Below are 18,758 nucleotides of genomic sequence, written 5' to 3'. Positions count from 1 at the left end.
TCACGGCGGTGGGCATGGGGAAGCCCCACCGGCGGTATGGCGGACATGCGATTTTGATGTCTCCCACGGCCGCGGGGTGTGGCACCGGCCACAGCCGCGGGAGCGCTCCCATGAGACTGGACTGTGAACGCCGACGTGTCAATGGGGCAATGGGAGCGTTCCCATTTCGTTACCGCGAGATTTCTGCGCCCGCTTTTCGCCCGATTTGCGCAGGTGGGAGCCTTGATCCACAGTTACGTACAGTGACGGCGGGAAGTTAGGGCCCTACGTCACGTGAAAGTTGCCGACGCCACGTTTGCGCACGCGGTCCGCGGGGTAACGCGCCGGCCGTTTTACGTCATCCGGCGCAGGAGGGTGCCGGCCCGGCCGGCGTCGAATGCGGCGGGGTCGAAGTCGCGCCCGAGCCACGCGCGCATGGCCTCGTGGTCGGGGTGGAACGGGTCGGCGTAGGCGGCCAGGAACTCGCGATAGCCGGACGGCCCGCCGACGTCGTCGGGCGGGCAGGCGCGCTCGCCGCCGGTGCACATCGGATAGCGCAGGCCGAGGTCGGCCGGGACCACGTCCTCGACCACGACCTCGTGCTCCCACCAGTCGCCGAAGTCGTAGGTGTACCGCAGCCGCGCGCCCTTGGCCGCCACCGCGTCGATGCGGTGGTCGAGCTCGTCGCGGACCTCGAGCAGCCCGTCGGGGTCGGGCACCGCGTACTGCTCTCCGTCGATGTCGAACACATGGAGATGGCGGTCGCCCCAGCCCATCGCGAGCTGGATCACCCGGTGCAGCCGGTCGAGCGTGAACGCGCCGGGCACGAGGACCCGGCGCCAGACCGGCGGGTCGACGCCGTCGAGCGCGATGCGCAGCTGATAGATCTCGCGAGCCATGGTGCAGCCATTGTCGGGTGCCGAACCCCCGCGGCGCAGCCCTACGCGGCGATCTCCCACCCGGTAAAGTTCACGGGTGCAGCAGCTGTGGCCCACGCCCGTCCAGGATCCCGACCTGATCGACCTCTATCGAGATCCGCCCGGGCCCCGGCTCCGGCTCAACTTCGTGACGAGTCTCGACGGGGCCGGGCACGTCGACGGGCGCAGCGCGCCGCTGTCCGGGCCGGCCGACAAGCGCATCTTCGGCGTGCTGCGGATGCTCTGCGACGCGCTCGTCGTGGGGGCGGGGACGCTGCGCGAGGAGGGGTACCACGCGCTGCGCCTCGACGCCGCCCGGCGCGACTGGCGCCTGGCGAACGGGCTGAGCGAGTATCCGGTGCTTGTCATCGCCTCGGCCCGGCTCGACCTCGACCCGGCCCACCAGGCCCTGGCCGACGCCCCGGTGCGCCCGATCATCATCACCTGCGCGGGCCACGACCCCGGCCCCCTGGCCGACGTGGCCGACATCGTCGCCGCCGGCGAGGGCGAGGTCGACCTCGTGGCCGCCGTCGCCGAGCTGCGCGAGCGGGGCCACGCGCACCTCCTCAGCGAGGGCGGGCCGCGCCTGTTCGGCTCGCTCACCGCGGCCGGGCTCGTCGACGAGCTGTGCCTCACCGTCTCGCCGCTCCTGGCCGGCCCCGGCGCCACCCGGATCACGGCGGGCGCGCCCATTGCGGCACCGGAGAACCTCACACTGCGTCACGTACTGCTCGACGACGGGTTGCTGTTCCTGCGGCACGCGCGTTGACCACAGTCCTGTCCACACCCCTGTGGACAAGGGCCCCGGACCCTGTGGACAAAGGCGTGTCGCGACCGAGTTTGTGCGGTTTTGTCCGGGTGAATGGGACACTCATCTATACCCGATCGCGTGGTGACTTCGACCTGGTGGCCCCGGTGGGGCACGATGCACAGGCGAACACTTGTACTGGGGGTCGAGCACATGGAGGACGAGGCGGCCGCGGCCGCGGCGGGGCCGGTGGTCGGGCGGGTGCTCGGCACCGCCGACGCCACGCCGCTGACGTTCTGGGTCGCCGTCGAGGACGGGGCGTACCTACAGCTCGACGACGTCGTCGTGACAGAGCGTGACCTGCCGGAGCACGATCCGATCACCATCGCCGGTGTCGTGACGGCGGTCCGGGCCCGCCACGAGGGCGTCGTGTTCGACTCCGACGTCTTCCTCGTCGCCGACGGCACGCTGCCCGCGACCATCCAGGAGGCGGCCGAGATCACCACGACCCGGGTCGACCCGGAGGTGTACGTCCCTCCGACCCCGGGCGCGCTCGTGCATCGGGCCCAGGGTGACGCGCGGGCCGGAGCGCTCTACTTCGACCGGATGGACCGCACCATCCCGATGGGCTTCGGCCGCGACGGCGCCCCGATGTTCCTCAACGCCGACTTCCTCGACGGCTCCCGCGGCGCCCACGTGTCGATCTCCGGCATCTCCGGCGTGGCCACGAAGACCAGCTTCGCGACATTCCTGCTTTACTCCGTCTTCCGCTCCGGTGTCCTCGGCGGGGCCGGTGAGACCGCCAACACGCGGGCGCTGATCTTCAACGTCAAGGGCGAGGACCTGCTCTTCCTCGACCATCCCAACAGCCGGCTCAACCAGGCCACCGAGGACGCCTACGCGCGCCTCGGGCTGGTCGCGGGGCCCTTCCCGGACGTGCGCGTCTACGCTCCGCCGCGCGTGGGCGACGCATCCGGTACCCCCGACGTCAGCAGTCGCCTTTCCGGCGTCGACGCGTTCTACTGGACGCTCACCGAGTTCTGCACCGACCGCCTGCTGCCCTACGTCTTCGCGGACGCGGACGACGAGCGCCAGCAGTACACGATGGTCGTCCACTCGGTCACCGCCCACCTGGCCCGCATCGCGCAGCCGGCCGAGGGCGGGGTCGCCGTCGACGGGACCCGGCTCAACTCCTACGCGGACCTCGTCGACTACCTCGTCGAGCAGATCACCGACGACGCCACCCGCGGCCAGTGGGCCGGCAGCGCGGTCGGGCTCGGCACGGTCAACGCCTTCGCCCGCCGGCTCATCGGCAGCAAGAAGGACCTGTCCCGGCTGATCCGCGGCGACCTCGCCCAGCGCAAGCCGCACCAGATCAACACCGCGGAGTCGGCCCAGGTCACCGTGGTCGACCTGCACAACCTGCCGGACCGGGCACAGCGCTTCGTGGTCGGTGTCACGCTGCGGACCGAGTTCGAGCGCAAGGAGAAGGCCGGAACCGCCAAACCACTGCTGTTCGTGGTACTCGACGAGCTCAACAAGTACGCACCGCGGGAGGGCACGAGCCCCATCAAGGAGGTGCTGCTCGACATCGCCGAGCGCGGCCGCTCCCTCGGCGTGGTGCTGATCGGCGCGCAGCAGACGGCCAGCGAGGTCGAGCGGCGCATCGTGGCCAACTCGGCGATCCGCGTCGTCGGGCGGCTCGACCCGGCCGAGGCGTCCCGTCCCGAGTACGGCTTCCTCCCGCCCGCACAGCGCCAGCGGGCCCTGCTGGCCAAGCCCGGCACCATGTTCGTGTCGCAGCCGGAGATCCCGGTGCCGCTGTGCATCGAGTTCCCGTTCCCGTCCTGGGCGACCCGGCCCGCGGAGGCCGGCCCGCCCCCGGCCGCGACGCTGCGCTCGATCGCCCAGCACGCCACCGACCCGTTCGCCGTCGTGGCCCACGTGGGCGCGGGCGGCATCAGCGACGACGACATCCCGTTCTAGGAAGGGGTCATCAGGTTGCGTGTCCTGCACACGTCGGACTGGCACGTCGGCAAGGTCCTCAAGGGACAGTCCAGGAACGACGACCACATCGCGGCGATCGGCGGCCTCGTCGACGTCGCGAAGAAGGAGCAGCCCGACCTGATCATCGTGGCCGGCGACCTCTACGACACGGCCAGCCCGACCGCCGAGTCGACGAAGATCGTCACCCGCGGCCTGTCGGCGCTGCGCAAGACCGGCGCGGACGTGGTCGTCATCGGCGGCAACCACGACAACGGCAAGGCCCTCGACGCGCTGCGCCCGTGGGCCGACGCGGCCGGGATCACCATCCGCGGCGCCATCGGCAAGCCGGAGGACCACCTGATCTCCGGCACGACCCGGGACGGCGAGCAGTGGCGCCTGATCGCGCTGCCGTTCCTCTCCCAGCGCTACGCCGTCCGCGCGAGCGAGATGTTCGAGCTCACCGCGGCCGAGATGACCCAGTCCTACGCGGGCTACGTCGGCGACCTCATCGCCCGGCTGGCCCAGGGGTTCGGCGACGACACCGTCAACCTGCTCACCGCGCACCTGACGGTCATCGGCGCCACGATGGGCGGCGGCGAGCGCGAGGCCCACTCGATCATGGGCTACGCCGTCCCCGCCGCCGTCTTCCCCTCGTCGCTGCACTATGCGGCCCTCGGCCACCTCCACCGGCCGCAGGCGATCGCCGGCCCCTGCCCGATCCGCTACAGCGGCAGCCCGCTGCCCATCGACTTCGGCGAGGAGGAGAACCTGGTCTCGGTCGCGATCGTCGACGTCACCAAGGCCACCGCCGCCCGGGTCCGGGAGATCCCGCTGCCGGTCGCCACGTCGCTGCGCACGGTGCGGGGCACGCTCGCCCAGCTGTCCACGCTTGACACTGGAAACGCCTGGCTGCGGGTGTACGTCCAGGAGGCGCCCCGGGCCGGCCTGCGCGAGGAGGTCCAGGACCTGCTGCCCAAGGCCCTCGAGGTGCGCATCGACCCGAAACTGCTGCCGGGCCCCGGCGCGGGCCGGGCCGAGGCCGCCCGGGCCGGACGCTCCGCGGGCGAGCTGTTCGCCGACTACCTCGGCCAGCGCGGCCACGCCGACGAGGCGACAGTGACACTGTTCCACCGGCTGCACGACGAGGTGATGCACTCATGAGGCCAGTTCGGCTGGATCTCGACGGGTTCACCGTGTTCCGCGAGCCGACCACTGTCGACTTCACCGACACGGACTTCTTCGCGCTCGTGGGGCCGACCGGCTCCGGCAAGTCGACGGTCCTCGACGCCATGTGCTTCGCGCTGTACGGCACCGTCCCGCGGTGGGGCGACCGGCGCGCGATCGGCAACGCCCTGGCGCCGTCGGCCGCCGAGGCGCGAGTCCGCCTGATCTTCGAGTCGGCCGGCAAGCGCTACGTCCTCACCCGCGTCGTGCGCCGCGACACCAAGGGCACGGTCAGCACCAAGCACGCCGGCCTGGAGATGCTGACCCCCGGCCTCGACCTCGCCAAGCTCGAGTTCGGCCTGGAGCAGTCCGACATCGCCGAGGTCCTGGCGGGCACGCCGGGCGAGGTCGACACCGCGGTCCTGACCGTCGTCGGGCTGCCCTACGAGCAGTTCACCAAGTGCGTGGTCCTGCCGCAGGGCGAGTTCGCGGCGTTCCTGCACGCGAAGCCGGCCGAGCGGCAGAAGATCCTGGTCAACCTGCTCGGGCTGGAGGTGTACGGCCGCATCCGGGAGAAGGCCCAGAGCGAGGCCACCACCGCCGAGACGAAGCTCAAGGTGCTCGACGACCAGCTCCACGCGTTCGCCGACATCGACGACGCCGCGCTGGCCGCGGCCGCTTCCCGGGTCGAGGCGCTGCGCGCGGTCGCGGCCGCCGTCGACCGGATCGCGCCGCAGCTGCAGGACGCCCGGCACCTCGCCGAGCAGGCGGCGGCCGCGCTGGCGACGCTCGACGCCGAGATCGGCCGCCTGGCCGCGGTGTCGGTGCCCGCCGACGCCGCCGGCCTGGCCGCGTCCGCCGCGACCGCGCGGGCCGCCGTCGCCGGGGCCATGGACGCCGCCCGCGCGGCCGAGGAGCGCGAGGACAAGCTCCGCGGCGAGCTGCAGGCGGCCGGCGACGCGCACGCCCTGCGCCGCCTGCTCGACCACCACGCCTCGCGGGCCAAGCTGCTCGCCGAGGCGGCCGGTGTCCGCTCGACGCTGACCGGCGCCGAGGCCGAGCACGAGCGCGCGGCCCGGGCCCTGGCGTCGGCGCGCGCGGACGCGACGGCGGCGCGCCAGGCCCTGGAGTCCGCGTTCGAGGCGTACAACGCGGCGATGGCGGCCGATCAGGCGGCCGCGCTGCGCCCCGGGCTCACCGTCGGTGCGGCCTGCCCGGTATGTGAGCAGCCGGTGCACGCGCTGCCGCCGATGCCGCACGAGCCCGCCGTGGTCGCTGCGAAGAAGGCCGGCGAGGTCGCGCGGAAGCGCAGCACGGCCGCCGACAAGACCGTCGAGGAGCGCGACCGCGCGGCCCGCGACCTCGACCGCGCGCTGACCACCGCCCGGGCCCAGGCCGACCAGCTCGACAAGCGCATCGCCGGGCTGGAGCGCGACCTGGAGGGCGCACCCCCGCCCGAGGCCCTGCAGCGCGACCTCGACGGCATCGCCGCCCTGACCCGCCGCCTGGAGCAGGCCGGGGCCGAGGTGCGCAAGGCCCGCGAGGCCCACCGCGGCGCCGCCCGCCAGGCCGACCAGGCCGAGGAGCGGCTGCGCAGCGCCTGGCGGGCGTTCGACGGTGCCCGCGACGGGCTTGCCGCGTTCGGGCCGCCGCCGACCAACCGCGACGACCTGGCCGACGCCTGGGCCACCCTGCACGGCTGGGCCGTCGGCGAGGCCGGTCGCCGCCGGGCCGGGCGCCCCGCGGCGCAGGACGAGGTCCGCGCGGCCGAGCGGCGGGTCGCCGGCGTCCGCGACGAGCTCGCCGCCGCGTTCACCGCGGCCGGGCTGGCCGTGCCCGGCGGCGACCCGGCCCGCGACGCCGCGATCGCCCTCGAACGCGCGGACGCGGCCAAGCGGCGTATCGAGGAGCGGCGCGCGGACGCGGCCCGGATGCGCGAGCAGCGCGACGAGGTCGCCCGGGAGGCCCAGGTGGCCAAGGCCCTGGCCCAGCACCTGCGGGCCGACCGGTTCGAGCGGTGGCTGCTCGCGGAGGCCCTCGACACGCTCGTCGAAGGCGCTTCGCGCACGCTGCGGGAGCTCACCTCCGGGCAGTACGACCTGGGCCACGAGAAGGGCGAGTTCTTCGTCGTCGACCACCACGACGCGGGCCTGCGCCGGGCCGTGCGGACCCTCTCCGGCGGCGAGACGTTCCAGGCCTCGCTGGCCCTCGCGCTGGCCCTGTCGGAGCAGCTCGCGGGGCTGTCGGCGGCCTCCGCCAGCCTCGAGTCGATCGTGCTGGACGAGGGCTTCGGCACCCTTGACGCGACGACCCTCGACACGGTCGCGGTGACGCTGGAGAACCTGGCCGCCCGGGGCGACCGGATGGTCGGCGTCGTCACGCACGTGGGCGCCCTGGCCGAGCGGATCCCGGTGCGCTTCGAGGTCCGCCGGGACGCGCGCACGGCCAAGATCGAACGGGTCGGCCTGTGAAGCTGCACGTCGACGCCTGGGACCCCGCGTACGGGCAGTCGTTCGACGCGAGCGAGTCCGGGCCGCCCGGGCAGAGCACCGCGCAGATCCAGCCCGACGTGGAGCTGCCCGCTGACGCGTGGCGGGCGATCGACCCGCCCGCCGGTCTGGCGGCGCCCGGCAGTGTGCTCATCGTCGACGGGGTGCAGCGCATCGACGCCCGGGTCTGGATCACCGACGACGAGGGGACGACGCATCCGGGCGTGGCCGCGTCGTACGCCGCCGGGGTCGTCTGCTGCGAGCTGGAGCGGGGCTCGGCGCGCGTGGCGACGACCCGGATCGAGCGCGGGCTGTTCACCCCGGCCGAGAACCTCGCGGCGGTGGGGGCGGGCAATGTGCGGTACCCACCAAGAAGAATTTCCCGTGGTGAGCCCAAAGATCTGGCGCTCGGGGTGCAGCGGCACATGCGGGCCCTGGAGGTCGGGGTGTCCGGTGAGGAGCGCACCGACGGTGACCTGCTCATCGTCGACGGGCCGCTGCAGGAGCGGGCGCACCTGCCGCGGGCGCTCGGCTACATCAAGACGCACCGGGTCGAGTACCTGCCGACCGAGCTCACGGCCGTCGTGACCGGGCTGCGGGGCGGGCAGCGGACGCCAGTGTTCGTGCTCGGCACGTCGTGGCACCGGTTCGCCTGGTATCTGCGGCTGCCCGGGCCCGCGGGCGCACCCTGGTCCGGCATCGTGCGGGCGGAGTGCTCGGCCGATCTCACGCCGGCCGACGCCGTGGCCCTGGCCCACCTGTCGGCGGTCACGCTGCCGCGGTTCGCCTCGCAGGCGTACAAGGACCCGCGGGCGCCGCAGAACCTGGTGCCGATCGCGGGGCTGGAGCGTAAGCTGCGCGCCATGCTCGGGGACGCGCGCCTGCTGCACCGGGCCCTGTCGCGGGCCGCGGCGTGAAGGTTCCGCTCCGCTACGACCTGGCCGGCACCATGCGGGGGCTCACGCCGCTGCAGGGCGACATCACCATGGTCATCGGCGCCCGCGAGTCGTGGTTCGCCACCCGCACGCCGTCCGGGCCGGGCACCATCCGGTTCGTGCTGCGCGGCGACGACCTGACCTGGGAGGCCTTCGGCCCCGGGGCGGGCTGGCTCCTGGAGCGCGCGGACGCGATCGCCGGGCTGCGCGACGACCTGACCGGCTTCGACGACCTGGCCCGGGCGCACCCCCTCATCCACCGGCTCGCGCGGGAGCACGCCGGGCTGCGCCTCGGCGCGACCGGGCGCGTGTTCCAGCCGCTGCTGGGCGCGATCCTCGGGCAGAAAGTGACGGGCAAGGAGGCGCACTTCTCCTACGTGCGCATCCTGCGCAAGTTCTCCGAGCCCGCGCCCGGGCCCCGGCCCGGACTTCACCTGCCGCCGGAGCCCGAGGTCATCGCCGCGCAGCCGTACTACGCGTTCCACCCGCTCGGCGTCGAGCAGAAGCGCGCGGACACGCTGCGCCGGGCCGCGGCGGTGGCGGCGGTGCTGGAGCGGTGCACGGACGCGGCGGACTGCACGGCCCGCCTCGTCAGCATCCCCGGGATCGGGCCGTGGACGGCGGCCGAGGTGACCCGGGTGGCCTACGGCGACGCCGACGCGGTCTCCGTCGGCGACTACCACATCAAGAACCACGTCACGTTCGCCCTGACCGGCGCGGCCCGGGGCACCGACGAGCAGATGCTGGAGCTGCTCGCGCCGTTCGCGCCGCACCGCGGGCGGGTGTGCGGCCTGATCGCCCGGGCCGGGATCGCGGCGCCGCGCTTCGGGCCGCGGATGACGGTCCGGTCGTTCGCGCGGTTCTGAATTTTGTCGTACCCGTGTGGTTGACTTGGGCCCGTGGAGCTGCCCGTCCTGCCGCCAGTCGAACCGATGCTCGCCAAGAGCATTCCCAGCCTGCCCAGCGCGCCCGGCATGAGCTATGAGCCGAAGTGGGACGGGTTCCGGTGCATCGTGTTCCGCGACGGTGACGAGGTCGAGCTGGCCAGCCGCGGCGGCAAGACGCTCACCAGATACTTCCCCGAGGTCGTGGCGCAGGTGAAGGCGCAGTTCCCGGCGCGGTGCGTGGTCGACGGGGAGATCATCGTGATCCGCCGCGACACCGGCGAGCCCAAGCTCGACTTCGAGCTGCTCGGCCAGCGCATCCACCCCGCCGCGTCCCGGGTGCAGCTGCTCGCCGAGCAGACCCCGGCCTCGTTCGTCGCGTTCGACCTGCTCGCGCTCGATGAGGTTTCCCTTGTCGAGCAGGGGTATTCGCAGCGCCGGGCCCGCCTCGCCGAGGCGCTCGGCGGCGTCGAGGCCCCGATGCACGTCACGCCGGTGACGACCGACATCGCGGTGGCCCAGGACTGGTTCGAGCGCTTCGAGGGCGCCGGCCTCGACGGGGTCATCGCCAAGCCGGCCGAGGGGATCTACGAGCCGGGCAAGCGCACCATGTTCAAGATCAAACACTCCCGCACGGCGGACGCCGTCGTGGCCGGGTTCCGCTGGCACAAGGACGGGCCGATCGTGGGATCCCTGATGCTGGGGCTGTACGACGACGAGGGCCGGCTGCACCACATCGGTGTCGCCGCCTCCTTCACCCGCGAGCGGCGGGCCGAGCTGGTCGAGGAGCTCGCACAATACCGCGAGAACGTCGAGGACCACCCGTGGAACTGGGCGGGCCAGGCCCCCGGCACGCAGGCCACGAGCCTCGAGTCGCAGCCGGCCGATGCGGGGACGCGCCTGCCCGGCGGCGTGAGCCGTTGGACGGGCAAGAAGGACCTCTCCTTCGTACCGCTGCGGCCCGAACTGGTCGTCGAGGTCGGCTACGACGCCATGGAGGGCGACCGGTTCCGCCACACCGCCCAGTTCAAGCGGTGGCGGCCGGACCGCGATCCGCGCTCGTGCACCTACGAGCAGCTGGACCGCCCGATCCGCTTCGACGTCGAGTCCGTGCTGGCGGGGCGTCCGTGAAGCTGCGGCGCCTCCTCCCCCTCGCACTGGTGTTCGCGCTGGCCGCCGGCTGCACGTCGGGCACCCAGTTCACCCAGCCGACCTCGGGCCGGCCGCTCGGCAAGGCGTCCACGGCACCGTCCGGCGGGCCCGGCGGCAAGGCCAACCAGTCCGGCGGCCTGGACATCCCGGCCGCCGACTGGCAGCCGTGCCCGGACGTGTACAAGGGGATCTTCCCCAACCCGCCGCAGAACGTGAACTTCACCTGCGCCACCGTGAAGGTGCCGAAGGACTGGGCGCATCCGAAGGACGGCGGGACGTACGACATCGCCATGGTCCGTGGCCGCTCGACCACCCAGCGCGACCGGGTCGGCTCGCTGTTCATCAACCCCGGCGGCCCGGGCGGCTCCGGCTTCGAATATGGCATCTACCGCTCGGTGTTCCTCCCGGCCGAGATCGTGCGCCGCTTCGACATCATCGGCTTCGACCCGCGCGGCGTGGGGCGCTCCTCCCCCGTCAAGTGCTTCTCCGACGCCGACCTCGACCAGAACTTCGGGATCGACCCCGACCCGGTCAGCGACGAGGGCTTCCAGTCATTCGTCACGCTGACCCGCAACCTGGCCCAGAGCTGCGGCACCAAATACGGCGACGACCTGCGCCTGTTCTCCACCGAGCAGACCGCCCGCGACCTCGACGCCCTGCGCGCCGCCGTCGGTGAGCCGCAGCTGACCTACCTCGGGTACAGCTACGGCACGCTGCTCGGCGCCGTCTACGCCCAGCTGTTCCCGAAGAACGTGCGGGCCCTGGTCCTCGACGGCGCCGTCGACCCGACCCAGTCGATGCAGGAGTCGGCCGAGAAGCAGGCGGCCGGGTTCGAGCTGGCGTTCACCAACTTCAGCAAGTGGTGCCAGAGCAACGCCTCCTCCTGCCCCATCGGCCCCGACGCCCGCGCCGTGGTCATGAAGGCCATCGCCGACGCCCGCGCCAACCCGGTCACCGGCGCCGGCGGCCGCAAGGCGACGTCGGGCTGGGTCTTCACCGCGGTGGTGTCGTCGCTCTACAGCGAGTCGAGCTGGCGGCTGCTCGCCCAGGCCATGGACGACCTGCGCAACGGCAAGCCGGCGCGGATGTTCCAGCTGGCCGACTCCTACGCCGAGCGCGACGCCAACGGCAAATACTCCAACATGTTCGACGCCAACTCGGCCGTGAACTGCGCCGACTCCGACGACACACCCACCGTCGAGCAGGACCGCACGCTGCAGTCGCAGTGGCGGCAGAAGTACCCGCTGTTCGGCGGCCCGCTCGCCCTCAACCTGATCTGCGCCCAGTGGCCGGGCAAGCGCGACCCGTACCCGACGGGCGCCGCCACCGGCTCCGCCCCGATCGTCGTCATCGGCACCCTGGGCGACCCGGCCACGCCGTACGAGCAGGCTCCCGCCCTGGCCAAGATGCTTGGCGTGGGCACCCTGGTGACCTGGAAGGGCGAGGGCCACACCGCCTACCCCCAGACGGGCTGCATCATCGACGCCGTCAACCGCTACTTCATCGACCTCAAGGTTCCCCCCGCCAACACCACCTGCGAGAAGTAGCCCGTGACCTCGTTCGTCCTGGTCCCGGGGGCCGGCGGCAGCGCGTGGTACTGGCACCGCGTGGTCGCGCTGCTGCAGGCCCACGGGCACGCGGCCGTCGCCGTCGAGCTTCCGGCCGGCGACGACGCGGCCGACCTGCCCGCCTATGCCGACGCGATCGTGGCGGCGGCCGGCTCCCCGGCCGGCGCCGCTGACGACGGCCCCGTCCTGGTCGCACAGTCGATGGGCGGGCTGAGCGCGCCGCTCGCCTGCGATCGGCTCGCGGCCCGGGAGATCGTGCTGGTCAACGCCATGATTCCGCGGCCCGGGGAGACCGGCGGCGAGTGGTGGACCGCAACCGGGCAGGACGTGGCGAAGCGGGAGCTCGACCGCCGTGAGGGGCGGGACCCGGATGCGGCGTTCGACCCGGCCGTGACGTTCTTCCACGACGTGCCGCCGGACATCGCGGCGCAGGCGATGGGCGAGGAGGCGCTCCAGTCGGGGACGCCGTTCGCCGATCCGTGGCCGCTGCCCGCGTGGCCCGCCGTGCCGACCCGGGTGCTGTGCGGGCGCGATGACCGGCTGTTTCCGGCCGACTTCCAGGTGCGGGTGGCCAGGGAGCGCCTGGGCCTGGACGCCACTGTCGTGCCCGGCGGGCATCTGCTCGCGCTGAGCCGGCCGGACGCGGTGGTCGAGTTCCTCCTGGCCGGTTAGGCTTCCGGCTTCTTCGCCCGGCTGGGCTGGACGCGCATCGGCTCGCCCTCCATCTTGGGGTACTCCGGCGGGTAGGGCATGTCGCCTTCGCCGTTGGCCGCGTCCCGTTCGAACCACTCGAGCAGCACGCCGATGTCATGGGCGACGTCGTCGATGCCCTCGTGCGCGTCGCCGAGCTCCTTGATCCGCTGCGGCACCGTGCGCAGGTCGAAGTCGTTGGGCTCGACCGACCCGATCTCGTCCCACCGCAGCGGCGTGGAGGCGGTGGCCCGCGGGTTGGCCCGCAGCGAATACGCGCAGGCGATCGTCCGGTCCCGGGCCATCTGGTTGAAGTCGATGAACACCCGCTCCCCGCGCTCCTCCTTCCACCACTTGGTGGTGGCCCGCTCCGGCGCCCGCCGCTCGACCTCGCGGGCCAGCGCGATCACCGCATGCCGGGCCTCGACGAACGACCACTGCGGCTTGATCCGCACGTACACGTGCAGCCCGCGCCCGCCGGACGTCTTGGGCCACCCGATGAACCCGAGCTCGTCGAGCACCCCCTTCAGGACCTCCGCCACCGCGGCCGCGTCGGAGAAGTCGGTCCCCGGCTGCGGGTCGAGGTCGATCCGCAGCTCGTCGGGCTGGTCGACGTGCTGGCGCCGCACGGGCCAGGGGTGGAACACGATGGTCCCCATCTGCGCCGCCCAGGCCACGTGGGCCAGATCGGCCGGGCAGAGCTCATCCGCCTTGCGCCCGGACGGGAACGCGATCTGCGCCTTCTCGATCCACGCCGGCACCCCACGCGTCGGCACCCGCTTCTGGAAGAACGTCTCCCCGTCAATCCCCTCGGGAAACCGCTGCAGGGTAGTGGGCCGATTCCCGAGCGCCCGCATGATCCCGTCCCCGACGGCCAGGTAGTACTCGAACACGTCCCGCTTGGTGTACCCCCGCTCGGGAAACACCACCCGGTCCGGACTCGTGAGCCGCACACCCCGCCCGGCGACCTCGACCTCAAGCGCATCGGCCATGCCAAGGACCATACGCCGCCCCCACCCGCCGACACGCCCACAAGCCCCACCCACTCCCCCACCCGTTGTCTGCGTTCAACGCCGCGTTCCGGAGCTGACCGGGCCCACACGACGCGGCCAAGTCCAGGCCAACCACCGGCCGAAGACGAACAGCACGCACCACAGCCCCAACACACCACGAACCGACGAGCAACCCGAGCCGGCACGACGCAGCACCACGAGCCCCAGCCGCGGCCAGCAGCGCGAACCCGAGCAGCGCCGCACGAGGCGCGGCCGCGACCAGCAAGACGCAGCCCCACGCAGCAGCGCGACCCCGGGCAGCGCAGCAGCAGGAAGCGCGGACGCAGCCGGCGCGGGGCCCACAAGCCCGGACGCGAGCAACGCACCACACACACCCGCGGACGCGTGGACGCGCGGACGCGCGGACGCGCGGAGCGCAGGGCACGCACGGGCGGATGCGGGCCACACGCGCGAATGCGCGTAGCACCGGGCACCCACGCGCGGACGCGGCCACCACGCACGGACGCGGCCACCACGCACGGACGCGGCCACCACGCACGGACGCGGCCACCACGCACGGACGCGGCCACCACGCACGGACGCGGCCACCACGCACGGACGCGGGCACCACGCGCGGACGCGGGCACCACGCGCGGACGCGGGCAACCCGCCACCCACGCAGGGCCGCGCGAGCCGAAGTAGCCCAGCGCGAGGCGACGTGGGTCCGGACCGATGGCCCGAGGTTAGGTGGCGCGGAGGGTCAGTTGGCGCGGCGGGAGCGGGCGGGGCGGGGGCGGCGCGCGTAGTGGTCGGTCAGGTCTTCTTCGCTGGGGGTACGACGGCGGCGGGGTTCGGGGACGCGGCGCTTGGTTCGCTCGTCGTCCCGTTCGCCGCCGAGGCGGGTCAGGTACAGCACGCCCGCGCCGCCGATGATGAAGGCGAAGCCGATGGTCGTCATCATCGAGGAGTTCGGGCCGGTGACCGGAAGCCCGCTGATCGCCGCGGCCGCGCCTGCTCCGGTGCCCGTCGTGCTGGTGCTCGGAATGCTTGTCGCCGCGCCACCGCCGCCGGGGGTGCCGGCCACGGTTCCGGTGCCGCCGCCGCTGGGGCTCACGCCGGTGCCTGAGCCGCCGCCGGGAGTCGAACCGCTGTTGCCCTGGCCCCCGCCGCCCGGGCCGCTGTTGCCGCCCGTGATCGGACCGCCGTTGCCGTTCCCCTGCCCACCACCGCCGCCGGGCGTGGTCGAGCCGGTTCCGTTCCCCTGACCGCCACCGCCGCCGGGTGTCGTCGAGCCGGTTCCGTTGCCCTGCCCACCGCCGCCGCCCGGCGTGGTCGAGCCGGGTCCGCCCGGAAAGCCGTTGCCCTGACCGTGCCCACCGCCGCCGGTATGCGTGCTCCCGGGCCCGCCGCCGTAGCCATTGCTGTTCCCGTGGCCGCCGTTGCCGTTACCGTGGCCGCCGCTGCCGTGACCCCAGCCGCCGCCGTGCCCGCCGTTGCCGAGCCCGCTGTGGCCGTTGCCCTGGCCGCCGTTACTCCAGCCACCGTTGCCGTAGCCGCCAGCGCCCGCCTGCCCGCCGTTGCCGTTACCGTGCCCGCCGTTGCCGTGGACCCAGCCGCCATTGCCGTTGCCATGGGCGCTGTTGCCATTGCCTCGGGCGCCGTTGCTGTTGGTCTGGCCGCCGTAGCCGTTGCCGGTGTCGTTTGCCGCACTGTGGGTCCGGTGGTCGCCGCCCCACGTGCGCGCGTGGCGACCAGAGCCGTAGCCGTCGTCGTCACCGGCCGCGTTGGCGGCGCCATAACCACTGTCGTTCACGGCGCCGCGGGTCCGGTGGTCGTCGCCCCACGTGCGCGCGTGGCGACCAGAGCCGTAGCCGTCGTCGTCACCGGCCGCGTTGGCGGCGCCGTAACCGCTGTCGTCCGCGGCGGCGTAGTCGGTGTTGGTCGACGCGGCGGCTGAGCCGTGCCATGCGGTGTTCGTCGTAGTGGGGGTGTTGGAGCTCTGGGAGTGGGGCGCCAGGGAGGTCTCCGCGTCGGCCAGTTGCAGCGCGCTCAGTGGTGCGTCAGTCGCCCTCAGGTCCTGGGGGTGCTGGGTCGGCGCCTCGGCCGCGTGGGCGGCGGTGGCCAGCGGGGTGACGCTCGCGGCGCCGGCGGCGCCCAGCGCGACGGCCTTGTACAGCAGCCTCATGGTGGTCCCTACTCCCAAAGCCGGTTCGTGCCATTGCACCACAAAAGTCCGAATCGTGGCTTTCGGTAGACCAACGAAACGCCGAGGCAAAACGATTCGGCCGGTTTGCGCCGAAAGTCCGGATTGGTGCGAGCGTTCGGCGCCGGGCGGCGGTCGAGGCCGGGCACGTCGAGGAAGGAAACCGTAATGGTCTGATAAGCCCCCGCGGCCTACCGTTGGGGTATGACTGAGCCACTCGACACCCTGCCCACCACCGACGCCGAGTGGAAGGCCCGGCTGACCCCGGACGAGTTCCGGGTGCTGCGGCTGGCCGGCACCGAGGCGCCGTGGAGTGGGGAGTACGTCGACACCAAGACCGAGGGCGTCTACCGCTGCCGCGCCTGCGGGATCCAGCTCTTCGCGAGTGACGCCAAGTTCGACTCCCACTGTGGCTGGCCGAGCTTCGACGATGCCATCCCCGGCACCGTCAAGGAGATCGACGACCACAGCCACGGCATGGTCCGCACCGAGATCCGCTGCGCCAACTGCGACTCCCACCTGGGCCACGTCTTCCGCGGCGAGCGTATGACGGCCAAGAACACCCGCCACTGCGTCAACAGCCTGTCGATCAAGCTGGAGCCCAAGGCGTAAAACCCAAGGCGCAGAGCCCAAAGGCGTAAAACCCAAGGCGTCAAACCGAGGCGCAGAGCCCAAAGGCGGAAAACCAAAGGCGCAGAGCCCAAGGCGCGGGCCCGAAGGTGTGCGGCCCCAAGGTATGAGGCCCGAAGGCGTCGAGCGAGAGCCGAGACGCCCTAGGGCCGCCGGGCCATGGGCACGTGCTCAATCCCCTCGTCGTCGTACGCCGGGCCGGTCACCACGAAGCCGAAGCGTTCATACAGCCCGGTCGCGACCGTCTGGGCGTCGAGCACCACCAGACGGTCGGGGCCGAGCCGTTCGAGCGCGGCGGCCATCAGCTGACCGGCCAGCCCCTTGCCCCGGGAAGGCGCCGCGGTGACGACCCGGCCGATGCGGGCCGAGCCGTCGGGCTCCGTCAGGACGCGCAGGTAGGCCGCGACCGAGCCGTCCGGGGCGTCGAGCCACATGTGCAGCGTGGCCGGCTCGGTGTCCCGCCCGTCCAGCTCCGGGTACACGCAGTGCTGCTCCACGATGAAGACCTCGAAGCGCAGGCGCAGAATCCGGTACAGGTCCGAAGCCGACAGCGACGCGAACGTGGATGTGATCATGAGAAGGAACCTAGCGCCTCGGCCGCCTTCCGGGCCGCGATGAGCACCGGGTCCCAGACCGGCGCGAACGGCGGCGCGTAGGAGAGGTCCAGGGACGTCATCTCCTCGACGGTCATCCCGTGCCACAGCGCCACCGCCAGGGCGTCGATGCGTTTCGCGGCGCCCTCCTCGCCGACGATCTGCGCGCCGAGCAGGCGGCCGGTCGTGCGCTCGGCGATGATCTTTGTCTTGATCTTGCGGGCGCCCGGGTAGTAGCCGGCGCGGGTCGTCGACTCGGTTGTCACGCTGTAGGCCGCGAACCCGGCGGCGGCCGCCTCCGCGGTGGACAGGCCGGTGCGGGCGACCTCCGTGCCGCAGAGTTTCGACACCGCGGTACCCACGACGCCTGGGAACGTGGCGTAGCCACCCCCGATGTTGATGCCCGCGGCGCGGCCCTGTTTGTTGGCGTGGGTGCCCAGGGCGATGGCGACCGGGCGCAGCGAGACCAGGTGGAGCGTCTCCACGCAGTCGCCGGCCGCCCACACGCCCTCGGCGGACGTGCGCATGCGGCGGTCGGTGCGGACGCCGCCGGTCTCGCCCACGGCGATGCCCGCGGCCCGGGCCAGGCCGCTGTCGGGGCGGCTGCCGAGGCCGAGGATGACCAGGTCGGCCGGGATCTCCCCGCCGCTGGTGTGCACGGCCGTGACCCGGCCGGCCGTGCTCGCGAAGCCTTCGAGACGCTCACCCAGCCGCAGCGTGACACCCTCGGCCCGCAGGGCGTCGGCGATGAGCCCGCCCATGTCCGGGTCGAGGGTACGCATCGGCTGCTCGGCCGCGTCCACGAGCGTGACGTCGAGTCCGTGGCGGAGCATGGCCTCGGCCATTTCGAGGCCGATGTACCCGCCGCCGACGACGACGGCTCTGCGCGGCTGGTGGCGGTCGAGGTACCCGAGCAGCCGGATCCCGTCCTCGAGGGTCTGCACGCCGTGGATGCCGACGGACAGCGAGCCGGGCACGTCGGGCCGGGTGGGCACGCCCCCGGTGGCGATGACGAGCTGATCGAAGCCCAGCACCGACTCGCGCGCGGACGCGCCGGAGCCGGCGGCCGAACGGAAGACCACCGACCGCCGGTCCAGGTCGATCGCCACGACCTCGCTCGACAGGCGGACATCGATGTCCAGCTTCAGGAACTCCGCCGGGTGCCGGGCGACAAGCGCATCCGGGTCGGTGACGTCGCCGGCGACCAGATAGGGGATGCCGCAGGCCGAGTACGACACGTGCTGCCCGCGCTCGAAGGCGACGATCTCCAGGTCGGAGGCGGGCCGCCGCTTCCGCGCCTGCGACGCGGCGCTCATCCCGGCCGCGTCGCCCCCGATGACCACCAGACGCGAGGTCACGCGAGATCCTTGGACATCGTGATCGACTTCACCGAGAAGCCGAGAGACTCGTAGAGCGACCGGGCCCCGGCGTTGTGCCCGAAGACGTTGAGGCCGAGCTCGGACACCCCGCGGGAGCGCAGCTCGTCCTCGGCCGCGAGCACCAGCGCCCGCCCGAACCCGCGCCGGCGGAAGGGCGGGTCGACCTGCACCTCGTACACCCACGCCTGGGGCCGCTTCACGCCCGGCAGCGCGAGCCAGATCCACCCGACCACCGCCCCACCGTCGTCGACGCCGCTGAACAGCAGGTGCCCCGGCGTCGCCACCCCGTCCGGCAGGAGCTGGCGAAACAGCGCGGCGACGTTGGAGCGCACGGTCTCGGGCCGGTCCCGCCCGGCCCGCAGCTCGTCGTCGGCGTACTCCTCGTGCAGCACGGGCAGCCGGGCCTCGAGCTCGTCCTGGGTCATGGCACGCAAAACCAGCATGGCCCT

Annotated in this window: 16 protein-coding genes; 10 read left to right on the top strand and 6 right to left on the bottom strand. The window is 72.9% G+C overall.

Going from position 1 to position 18,758, the window contains the following annotated elements; translation table 11 throughout:
* Positions 1 to 332: 332 nt before the first annotated feature.
* Entirely contained in the window at positions 333 to 878 is a 546-nt protein-coding gene (locus tag Dvina_RS09475; protein WP_223102040.1) for a plasmid pRiA4b ORF-3 family protein, read from the bottom strand.
* 76 nt (positions 879 to 954) lie between these two features.
* Between Dvina_RS09475 and Dvina_RS09470 the strand changes: the two genes are divergently transcribed.
* The 9 genes from Dvina_RS09470 to Dvina_RS09430 all read left to right on the top strand — a co-directional run bounded on the left by Dvina_RS09470 (position 955) and on the right by Dvina_RS09430 (position 12,494).
* On the top strand, positions 955 to 1,665 hold the full coding sequence (locus tag Dvina_RS09470) for a pyrimidine reductase family protein (RefSeq protein ID WP_223102039.1): 711 nt from the start codon (positions 955 to 957) through the stop codon (positions 1,663 to 1,665).
* A 192-nt stretch (positions 1,666 to 1,857) separates the two neighbouring features.
* Entirely contained in the window at positions 1,858 to 3,630 is a 1,773-nt protein-coding gene (locus tag Dvina_RS09465) for an ATP-binding protein (RefSeq protein WP_223105423.1), read from the top strand.
* Between the two features lie 15 nt (positions 3,631 to 3,645).
* Positions 3,646 to 4,791, top strand: a complete 1,146-nt coding sequence (locus tag Dvina_RS09460) for a metallophosphoesterase family protein (RefSeq protein WP_223102038.1) — start codon at positions 3,646 to 3,648, stop codon at positions 4,789 to 4,791.
* Positions 4,788 to 7,265, top strand: coding sequence for an AAA family ATPase (locus tag Dvina_RS09455; protein ID WP_223102037.1), 2,478 nt, complete (start codon positions 4,788 to 4,790; stop codon positions 7,263 to 7,265). The genes Dvina_RS09460 and Dvina_RS09455 overlap by 4 nt, the downstream gene beginning before the upstream one ends.
* A complete protein-coding gene (locus Dvina_RS09450) occupies positions 7,262 to 8,200 on the top strand; it encodes a hypothetical protein (RefSeq protein WP_380029359.1) in 939 nt (312 codons plus the stop codon). Before Dvina_RS09455 ends, Dvina_RS09450 begins: the two co-directional genes overlap by 4 nt.
* 32 nt (positions 8,201 to 8,232) lie before the next feature.
* Entirely contained in the window at positions 8,233 to 9,084 is an 852-nt protein-coding gene (locus Dvina_RS09445) for a DNA-3-methyladenine glycosylase family protein (protein ID WP_246656516.1), read from the top strand.
* A gap of 33 nt (positions 9,085 to 9,117) precedes the next feature.
* Positions 9,118 to 10,233, top strand: coding sequence for an ATP-dependent DNA ligase (locus Dvina_RS09440; RefSeq protein ID WP_223102035.1), 1,116 nt, complete (start codon positions 9,118 to 9,120; stop codon positions 10,231 to 10,233).
* Complete coding sequence (locus Dvina_RS09435) at positions 10,230 to 11,801, top strand: alpha/beta hydrolase (protein WP_223102034.1); 1,572 nt, start codon at positions 10,230 to 10,232, stop codon at positions 11,799 to 11,801. The genes Dvina_RS09440 and Dvina_RS09435 overlap by 4 nt, the downstream gene beginning before the upstream one ends.
* 3 nt (positions 11,802 to 11,804) lie before the next feature.
* Complete coding sequence (locus Dvina_RS09430; RefSeq protein WP_223102033.1) at positions 11,805 to 12,494, top strand: alpha/beta hydrolase; 690 nt, start codon at positions 11,805 to 11,807, stop codon at positions 12,492 to 12,494.
* On the opposite strand, the gene ligD is transcribed toward Dvina_RS09430, so the two are convergent.
* Entirely contained in the window at positions 12,491 to 13,504 is a 1,014-nt protein-coding gene (gene ligD / locus Dvina_RS09425; protein ID WP_246656117.1) for a non-homologous end-joining DNA ligase, read from the bottom strand. The genes Dvina_RS09430 and ligD overlap by 4 nt on opposite strands.
* Positions 13,505 to 14,264: 760 nt before the next feature.
* On the bottom strand, positions 14,265 to 15,689 hold the full coding sequence (locus tag Dvina_RS09420; RefSeq protein WP_223102031.1) for a hypothetical protein: 1,425 nt from the start codon (positions 15,687 to 15,689) through the stop codon (positions 14,265 to 14,267).
* Positions 15,690 to 15,911: 222 nt separating this feature from the next.
* Between Dvina_RS09420 and msrB the strand changes: the two genes are divergently transcribed.
* Positions 15,912 to 16,319 carry a peptide-methionine (R)-S-oxide reductase MsrB gene (msrB, locus tag Dvina_RS09415; protein WP_223102030.1) on the top strand — a complete coding sequence of 136 codons (408 nt, stop codon included), beginning with the start codon at positions 15,912 to 15,914 and terminating at the stop codon, positions 16,317 to 16,319.
* A 161-nt stretch (positions 16,320 to 16,480) separates the two neighbouring features.
* Here the strand turns inward: msrB and Dvina_RS09410 are convergent, their stop codons facing one another.
* Genes Dvina_RS09410 through Dvina_RS09400 form a run of 3 tightly spaced genes read right to left on the bottom strand, consistent with a single transcriptional unit; the run spans position 16,481 to position 18,752 of the window.
* The gene (locus tag Dvina_RS09410; protein WP_223102029.1) at positions 16,481 to 16,912 is read right to left on the bottom strand and encodes a GNAT family N-acetyltransferase; all 432 of its coding nucleotides are present in this window, start codon (positions 16,910 to 16,912) and stop codon (positions 16,481 to 16,483) included.
* A complete protein-coding gene (locus tag Dvina_RS09405; RefSeq protein WP_223102028.1) occupies positions 16,909 to 18,288 on the bottom strand; it encodes an FAD-dependent oxidoreductase in 1,380 nt (459 codons plus the stop codon). The genes Dvina_RS09410 and Dvina_RS09405 overlap by 4 nt, the downstream gene beginning before the upstream one ends.
* Positions 18,285 to 18,752 (bottom strand): GNAT family N-acetyltransferase, encoded by a 468-nt coding sequence (locus Dvina_RS09400; RefSeq protein WP_223102027.1) that lies wholly within the window; start codon positions 18,750 to 18,752, stop codon positions 18,285 to 18,287. Before Dvina_RS09400 ends, Dvina_RS09405 begins: the two co-directional genes overlap by 4 nt.
* Between the last annotated feature and the right edge of the window lie 6 nt (positions 18,753 to 18,758).

Origin of the sequence: Dactylosporangium vinaceum (assembly GCF_019904175.1) — a bacterium.
Lineage (GTDB): Bacteria > Actinomycetota > Actinomycetes > Mycobacteriales > Micromonosporaceae > Dactylosporangium > Dactylosporangium vinaceum.
The sequence above is the reverse complement of the archived record's forward strand: the minus strand, read 5'-3'. Positions and strand labels throughout refer to the sequence as shown.